Source organism: Methanobrevibacter thaueri (assembly GCF_015062905.1).
Lineage (GTDB): Archaea > Methanobacteriota > Methanobacteria > Methanobacteriales > Methanobacteriaceae > Methanocatella > Methanocatella thaueri_A.
The window spans coordinates 1-7173 of record NZ_SUTK01000065.1 but is presented as its reverse complement, the minus strand read 5'-3'; the positions used below and the strand labels follow the sequence as shown (position 1 = coordinate 7173).

Here is a 7173-nt window from a genome sequence, read left to right as displayed (position 1 = left end):
TTGAATCTCTTCAATGTTTTCAGGGGTTCCCACTTTCATTGTGCTCAGGTTCATCTCGTCAACTGATGTGTCAACGATGCTTTCCAGGGTCTTTCTTCTCTTGTACAGAGGTTCGTCAATCATCGGAACCTTATAGTACATCACGTCAAACAGGTATAGTTTTAACGGCACGTTTTCCATCGCCTCTTCCACATTGTGCTTTCTTCTGACCCTGTGAAGGACATTCTGGAAAGGCAGAGGCTTGCCGTCACGTGTGGCAATGACTTCTCCCTCTACAATGTAGTCCTCATGAGGAAGATGTTCGTCGAAGAGCTCGACGATTTCAGGCAATGCGTTGGTTATGTTTTCCAGCCTGCGTGTGAATATGTTGATTTCATCGCCGTTCCTGTGAACCTGCAGCCTTATGCCGTCATATTTTGTATCGCACAATGCCTTGCCCATTTCCGGAATGATTTCATCCAGTGGCGGTGCCAATTGTGCGAGCATAGGCTTGACAGGGGTTCCGGGTGTCAGGTTCAGTTTCTTAAGGCCTGCTTCGCCTTCATCCTTGGCGGTTCTTGCAACGACTGAAAAGTCATTGGTGAGCATCTGTGCCCTTTCAACAACTGCCTTGTCTATATTGAAGGCCTGTGCAATCGCGTCACGGACAATTCCGTCCCCAACGCCGATTCTCAATTCCTCTGTGATTGTACGGGTGAGATATTTGGCTTCTGTTGCGCTTGCCTGTGAGAGCAGCTCCAGAAGAACAGCAATCTTTCTGTTGGTTGACCTTGATCCTGAAATCTGGGATAATTTTCTCAGGCTGTTGAATACGAAATCGATTGTCAGAGGCTGTGAGAAGAATGTCATCTGTGACTTTTTGGCATAGAGCTTTATGCATGCAAGTCCGATGTCGCCCTCGTCACGGATTGCGTCCTCGACTGCTGCCGGTGTTGTTCCCACGGCTTCTGCGACTGCCCTTTCCACAAGTTTTCCTCCGATACCTATTTCCTCTGAGCTCCATGCGGGAAATACGGTACCCAAAATCAGAAGTCCCACCTTTTCTATTGTGTCGGAATCGAGGGTTTTGAGATAATTTGCAATGATGTCTGTCTTTTCGAGCCTTTTTGTGGTGGCTTCAAGACTTGAGTAGACATCAACCAGTTCCTGATATTTCATTTAAAAGTCTCCTTTGGCTATTTTCACTGCGCAGTACTCTCCGCACATGGCGCACATTTCATTGTCATCCAGTTCGCATTTGTCACGATATTTTCGAGGCTTTGACTTGTCAAGGGCAAGGTCAAACTGTGCCTCCCAGTCAAATTCCCTTCTTGCCTTTGCCATTGCCTTTTCACGTTCCCATGCCTGCGGCAATCCTTTTGCAACATCTGCTGCTTCAGCAGCAATCTTGGATGCGACAATTCCTTCCTTCACGTCTTCAAGGCTAGGCAGGGATAAATGCTCCGCAGGAGTAACATAGCACAAGAAGCTTGCCCCTGCTGTTGCGGCTATGGCTCCTCCGATTGCTCCGGTAATGTGGTCATATCCAGGCGCAAGGTCAGTCACCAAAGGCCCCAGGACATAAAACGGAGCGCCGTGGCATATTGTCTTTTGGATTTCCATGTTTGCCTTAATCTGGTTTAAAGGCATGTGTCCCGGACCTTCCACCATCACCTGCACGTTGGCGTCCTGTGCCCTTTTCACCAGGCCTCCCAGGTTGACCAGTTCCTGAATTTGAGGGATATCGCTTGCATCAGCCAGGCATCCAGGCCTCAGGCCGTCACCAAGTGACAGGGTAATGTCGTACTCATAGGATAATTCCAGAAGGTAATCGTAATTCTCATACAGCGGGTTTTCCATATCGTTGTGGTTGATCCATGATGCCATGAATGTTCCTCCACGGCTCACTATGCCCATCATACGGTTGGCCGCCTTGAGCTTTTGGACCAGGTCCTTTGTGATTCCGCAGTGGAGGGTCATGAAGTCCACCCCTTCCTTTGCCTGGTTTTCGATGGCCTTGAATATGTCGTCAGGGTCCATGTCAATGATTTCCTTATTTTTATTTAATGTAATGACTCCGGCTTCATAGATAGGCACGGTTCCGATGCACAGATCCACCGCTTCCATTATCTTCTGTCTGAAAAGCTTCAAGTCAGATCCTGTTGAGAGGTCCATCAGGGCATCCGCACCATATTCCTGGGCCAGTTTTGCCTTGTTGATTTCCAGTTCCAAATCATCAATCTTGGATGATGAGCCTATGTTGGCATTTACCTTTGTTGTAAGGCCTTCCCCGATTCCACAGGGTTTTGAATGGCCGTTGACGTTTTTAGGGATTACAACCAGTCCCTTGTCAATCAATTTAGCTAGTTTGTTCACATCTATGTTTTCATTTTGAGCTACGCACTCCATTTCGGGAGTGATGTTACCTTTTTGCGCTTCACTTTTCTGAGTCAAATTTATCCCTCATGTTGACTAATCAATAATAGTTATCTTCGTTAAAGTATATAGAATTTTTTCAATTTTCTCTAAACATTATCTTTTTTTATATGGGTCATCAAATACTAATACATGATGGTGGTCATATGGTAGAAGATAGACATGTCATAGAAACATTAGGAAAAGTCCGAGTAGTAATCGAAAACGGCGAAATAACAGAAGTTGGCGAATCCGAAATGAAATATTGCCCAATGTTTCATGCGATGCACAAGGTGGATGAGCTCAACGAGGAATTCATAAGAAAAAACATCAATTTCAGAATCCAGGACTTTGGAATGTGCACACCGCAAAGGGTAATCGAGATGGATGACCTGGTGACTGTGGGCATTTCTGAAATCCTCAAGACCAACATGGAAAAGGGAAACATCGACTGTGTTGTCGGCGCATGTGACGGTGCAGGGACACTTCTCATGACAAATCCCCGCGTTGTTCAGGGCGTTGGAGGAAGAGTGTCCGGCCTTGTAAGCACAACACCGATTCCGGAAGTCATTAAAAATCTCGAGGAAAAGGACTGCATAATTCTAAATCCTGAAACTGCCGAGCTGAACCAGCTTGAGGGATTGAAGATTGCACTGGATAAGGGATACAAAAACATTGCAATAACAGTAATACCTTCCCCGATGATCAGGGAGCTGAGGGAATACCCTGTCGATGATGACGTCAATGTGTATATCTTTGTTGCGCACACAACCGGTGTGACACGCGCCGAAGCCGAAATGATGTTTGAATGCGGAGACATAGTAACCGCATGTGCATCCAAGGAGGTCAGGGGATATGCAGATGAGATAGAGCCATATTACTATGGAGTGAAGGTTCCGATTTTCTGTGCAAGTGAGGAAGGGCGCAGATTCTTGGATGTAAGGCTTGAGCATATTGGAAAGCCGTTGACAACCAAGGATTATCCAAGGGACAAAAGCGATGCTCCACATAAACTGATTTAGAGTGTAAATATGAAGGTAATATTTTTTGATACTGAAACAACAGGTTTGGATTTTAAGGAATCAAGAATTATCGAACTTGCAATGCTGATAGTTGAAGACGGCAAAATCGAGGAATATGATGAATTCATCAATGTCGGTTTTGATTTGCCGTCTAAAATCACTGAAATAACTGGAATAACAGATGAGATGCTAATAACTGAAGGCATAAGTGAAGCAATCGTTGCAGAGGATTTGAAAAGTCATTTGACTCCCGGTACATTGATGATTGCACATAACTGCCAATTCGACTTGACATTTGTTTATGGGCTTTTAAAAAGGCATTATCCTGATGAAGCTGAGGATATAGTGTCAAATCTTAACTGGATTGATACAGTAACAGTCTTAAAGGACCGTAAAGAGTTTCCTCATAAGCTGATTGATGCGGTTAAGTATTATGGCATCGAAGAGGTCAATTTCCACAGGGCAATCGATGATACAAAGGCATTATATGATGTAACTGTAGCACTGAAAAATGAACGTGATGATTTGGTTGAATATATTAATGTTTTTGGATATAATCCTAAATGGGGCGTAAGTGGGCCTAAATTCCCATTCATTGAATATAAAAGACAGTATTTTAATAAAAGGATTGTGGAGCCTGATGATATTTTGCCTAAAAAGTAGGTTCAGGTAAATATTGCCTTTAACTTGAATCGGGATTTTAAAAAAAATAGTTTTTTTACTGCAATGCATTTTGGATTTGAAAAGCTAAATCCAATGCTTTTTGTGCATCTTTTGGAGTGATGATAGTTACAATGTTGTAATCTGCATCGACTCTTAATTCGATGAAATCCGCATATTTTTTGCTCATTGCCTTTTTGTTTAACTCGTTTAAGGCAATGCAAATTGCAGCATGGTATCCAACGTCATGTTTGGAATAATCTTTCACATCATTGCAGGGACCATTATTCAAAATCCATTCCTGAACGTGAAGATATGTTGACAGATAGGCTCTGTTAATAATAGTTCGATCTATGCATTGCAAATCGTAGTGTTCTGCCGAATATTCTTGATTTTGAATGTATTCTGCAAAGTCTAATAGATGTTGGGGTACAAATGCATGAACCATAATCATACCTCAGTACCTGTCAGAGACGGCAACATTACAGACTTCCATCAAGTTATCATAGCCCTCTTTTGCAGCAAAAGCATCCACTTCTTCGGAAATTAAATCCCATACATCAAAGATTTCCTGATTTGACCAGGTTTTTGGTGCTCTGATATAGAATGAAGCAAATGAGTTATTATTTAGCGGATTTTTTTCTCTAAATAATACTTCGCCTAAACCATATTTCTCACTTAGTAATATGAGTTTCTGTTCAAGTTTGCTTAGAAATTCGTCATTTTGAACAACTTTGCTTTCACAAGAAGGCATAATCGGACCATTTTGCAAATATTCTATCATGTTTTCGCCAGTTTTCTTTCTTATTTTGCCTGCCACATTAATACTATTGAAGTTAAAAGTATATAAAGTTTATTACTCTCCTTAATTCATTAAACTATGCTGGTAAATCAATATTTAGGTTAAAATAAAATTTTATGGGCTCAAATCAATTTTTAAATTAATATAAAAAAAGTTCAATAGAGGTTGATGGGAAGATTCCATATCTTCCCAAACGGTAGAGAAATTTGTCAATATAATGGAGGTTGGGAAAGATTTCTGTATCTTTCCCCGAGGTTAAAATATGGTTAGAAATTAAATATATAACTGGGAGGAAATAGGGAAGTGGAGTTTCTTCCCTACATGTACTGAACTAATTGTTCATCATTTTTTTGCATATTTCCTGGCTTCACTTTGTCTATTGCTTCTTTGAAGTATTTATATGGGATTTCACTAGCTTCAAGGTCATCTCTTAGGGCAAGCATTGCAGCTTCTCTGCAAACAGCCTCAATGTCTGCTCCTACATAGCCTTCAGTGTTTTTGGCTAATTTTTTGAGATCCACGTCTTTGGCTAATGGCATTCCTTTGGTATGCACTTCAAAGATGGATATTCTTGCTTCTTCATCTGGTTCGCCAACTTCTATGTGTCTGTCGAACCTTCCAGGTCTCATTAATCCGGCATCCAGAATGTCAGGTCTGTTGGTTGCCGCAATAATTGCAACGTCTTCAAGCTCTTCCAAACCGTCCATTTCTGTTAACAGTTGGTTGACAACTCTTTTTGTAACGCCGCTGTCAGTGTCATTTCCGCTACGTGCACTGGCTATTGCATCTATTTCATCGAAAAAGATCACTGTTGGGGAAGCTTGTTTTGCTTTTCTAAAGACTTCTCTAACTCCTTTTTCGGATTCTCCTACCCATTTGGATAGAAGTTCAGGGCCTTTGACTGAAATGAAGTTGGCTTCACTTTCGCTTGCCACTGCTTTTGCAAGCAATGTTTTACCTGTTCCAGGAATTCCGTAAAGCAATGTTCCTTTAGGTGGTCTGATTCCTAAGCGTTGGAATGTTTCAGGATGTTTTAAAGGCCATTCTATAGCTTCTTTAAGTTCCTGTTTAACATCTTCGAGACCTCCTATGTCATCCCATTTGATGTCTGGGATTTGGACAAGCACTTCTCTGAGTGCGGAAGGTTGGATTTCCTTTTGAGCATTTTTAAAGTCATCGCCGGTTACAACAATTTTTTCCATTACTTCTTTTGGAATTTCTTCGTCATTCTGAATTTCAGGAAGTATTCTTCTTACTACTCTCATTGCTGCCTCTTTACATAATGATTCGAGATCAGCTCCGACAAATCCGTGAGTGGTATTTGCGATTTTGTCCAAATCAACGTCGTCTGCAAGAGGCATATTTCTTGTGTGGATTTCAAGAACTTCTTTTCTTTCTTCGGTGTCAGGTACTCCGATTTCTATTTCACGGTCGAATCTTCCAGGTCTTCTGAGTGCAGGGTCAAGTGAATCCGGTCTGTTGGTTGCACCGATTACAACCACTTGTCCTCTGGATTTAAGACCGTCCATCAATGTAAGAAGCTGTGCAACGGTTCTTCTTTCAACTTCTCCATTGGTTTCTTCTCTTTTTGGTGCAATTGCATCAAGTTCATCGATAAATATGATTGAAGGTGAGTTTTCTTCAGCCTCTTCGAAGTATTCCCTTAGGTTCTCTTCGGATCCGCCCACATATTTGCTCATGATTTCAGGCCCATTGATTGCGATGAAATGGGCATCACTTTCACTAGCTACTGCTTTAGCTAGTAATGTTTTACCGGTACCTGGTGGTCCGTGCATTAACACTCCTTTTGGTGGTGCGATTCCTAATTTCTCGAAGAGTTCAGGCCTTTTTAAAGGAATTTCAATCATTTCCCTTACTTTTTTAACTTCTTCTTTTAAACCGCCGATGTCTTCATAGCTTACATCAACAAGGTTTCCGACACCTTCGACTTTGCTTACGTCCACTGGACTTTCGTGTAACTGCACTTCAGTGTTCGGGCCGACAATAACGATGTCTTTCGGATTTGTGGACACTACTGCAAATTTGATTTCTTTCATGGCAGGGGTATAGTCCATCAGTTCATCAAAAAGACTGTTAAAGCCCATCCTTGGTCTTGGGGCTCTTATTTGTGATCCTATGATATCTCCCTGAACCATTACTTTTCCTGCAAACAGGCCACGAACGTCACCCTGTACACGAATGTTGTTTTCAATTGGTGCTAAAACAACTTTTTTAGCTTCGGTTGCTTTGGTTTTTTTAATTGTGACTTCTCCTCCGATGGTTGCTCCTGAGTTT

The 7173-nt window shown here is 41.9% G+C and carries 7 protein-coding genes; 2 read left to right on the top strand and 5 right to left on the bottom strand.

Annotated elements, in window-relative coordinates; translation table 11 throughout:
• Together E7Z79_RS08715 and thiC are read right to left on the bottom strand one after the other, a co-directional pair.
• On the bottom strand, positions 1 to 1158 hold a 1158-nt coding region (locus tag E7Z79_RS08715), incomplete at its 3' end, for an ATP-dependent DNA ligase (RefSeq protein WP_303739571.1).
• Positions 1159 to 2433: a phosphomethylpyrimidine synthase gene (gene thiC / locus E7Z79_RS08710; protein ID WP_303739570.1), complete on the bottom strand. Its 1275-nt coding sequence runs from the start codon at positions 2431 to 2433 to the stop codon at positions 1159 to 1161.
• A 128-nt stretch (positions 2434 to 2561) separates the two neighbouring features.
• Here thiC and E7Z79_RS08705 point away from each other — a divergent pair, with 128 nt between their 5' ends.
• Positions 2562 to 3416, top strand: a complete 855-nt coding sequence (locus E7Z79_RS08705; protein ID WP_303739569.1) for a methanogenesis marker 8 protein — start codon at positions 2562 to 2564, stop codon at positions 3414 to 3416.
• Positions 3417 to 3425: 9 nt separating this feature from the next.
• Complete coding sequence (locus E7Z79_RS08700) at positions 3426 to 4079, top strand: PolC-type DNA polymerase III (RefSeq protein WP_303739568.1); 654 nt, start codon at positions 3426 to 3428, stop codon at positions 4077 to 4079.
• A gap of 55 nt (positions 4080 to 4134) precedes the next feature.
• On the opposite strand, the gene E7Z79_RS08695 is transcribed toward E7Z79_RS08700, so the two are convergent.
• From E7Z79_RS08695 to E7Z79_RS08685, 3 genes are all read right to left on the bottom strand, one after another.
• On the bottom strand, positions 4135 to 4524 hold the full coding sequence (locus E7Z79_RS08695; RefSeq protein ID WP_303739567.1) for a hypothetical protein: 390 nt from the start codon (positions 4522 to 4524) through the stop codon (positions 4135 to 4137).
• Positions 4525 to 4533: 9 nt separating this feature from the next.
• Positions 4534 to 4860 carry a hypothetical protein gene (locus tag E7Z79_RS08690; protein ID WP_303739566.1) on the bottom strand — a complete coding sequence of 109 codons (327 nt, stop codon included), beginning with the start codon at positions 4858 to 4860 and terminating at the stop codon, positions 4534 to 4536.
• A gap of 335 nt (positions 4861 to 5195) precedes the next feature.
• Positions 5196 to 7173 (bottom strand): CDC48 family AAA ATPase (locus E7Z79_RS08685; protein WP_303739565.1); only part of this gene is annotated, 1978 nt, incomplete at its 5' end.

Coding starts and splice junctions, on each gene's coding strand:
- E7Z79_RS08705 (WP_303739569.1), top strand. CDS start 2,562: ATGGTAGAAGATAGACATGTCATAGAAACATTAGGAAAAGTCCGAGTA.
- E7Z79_RS08700 (WP_303739568.1), top strand. CDS start 3,426: ATGAAGGTAATATTTTTTGATACTGAAACAACAGGTTTGGATTTTAAG.
- E7Z79_RS08695 (WP_303739567.1), bottom strand. CDS start 4,524: ATGGTTCATGCATTTGTACCCCAACATCTATTAGACTTTGCAGAATAC.
- E7Z79_RS08690 (WP_303739566.1), bottom strand. CDS start 4,860: ATGATAGAATATTTGCAAAATGGTCCGATTATGCCTTCTTGTGAAAGC.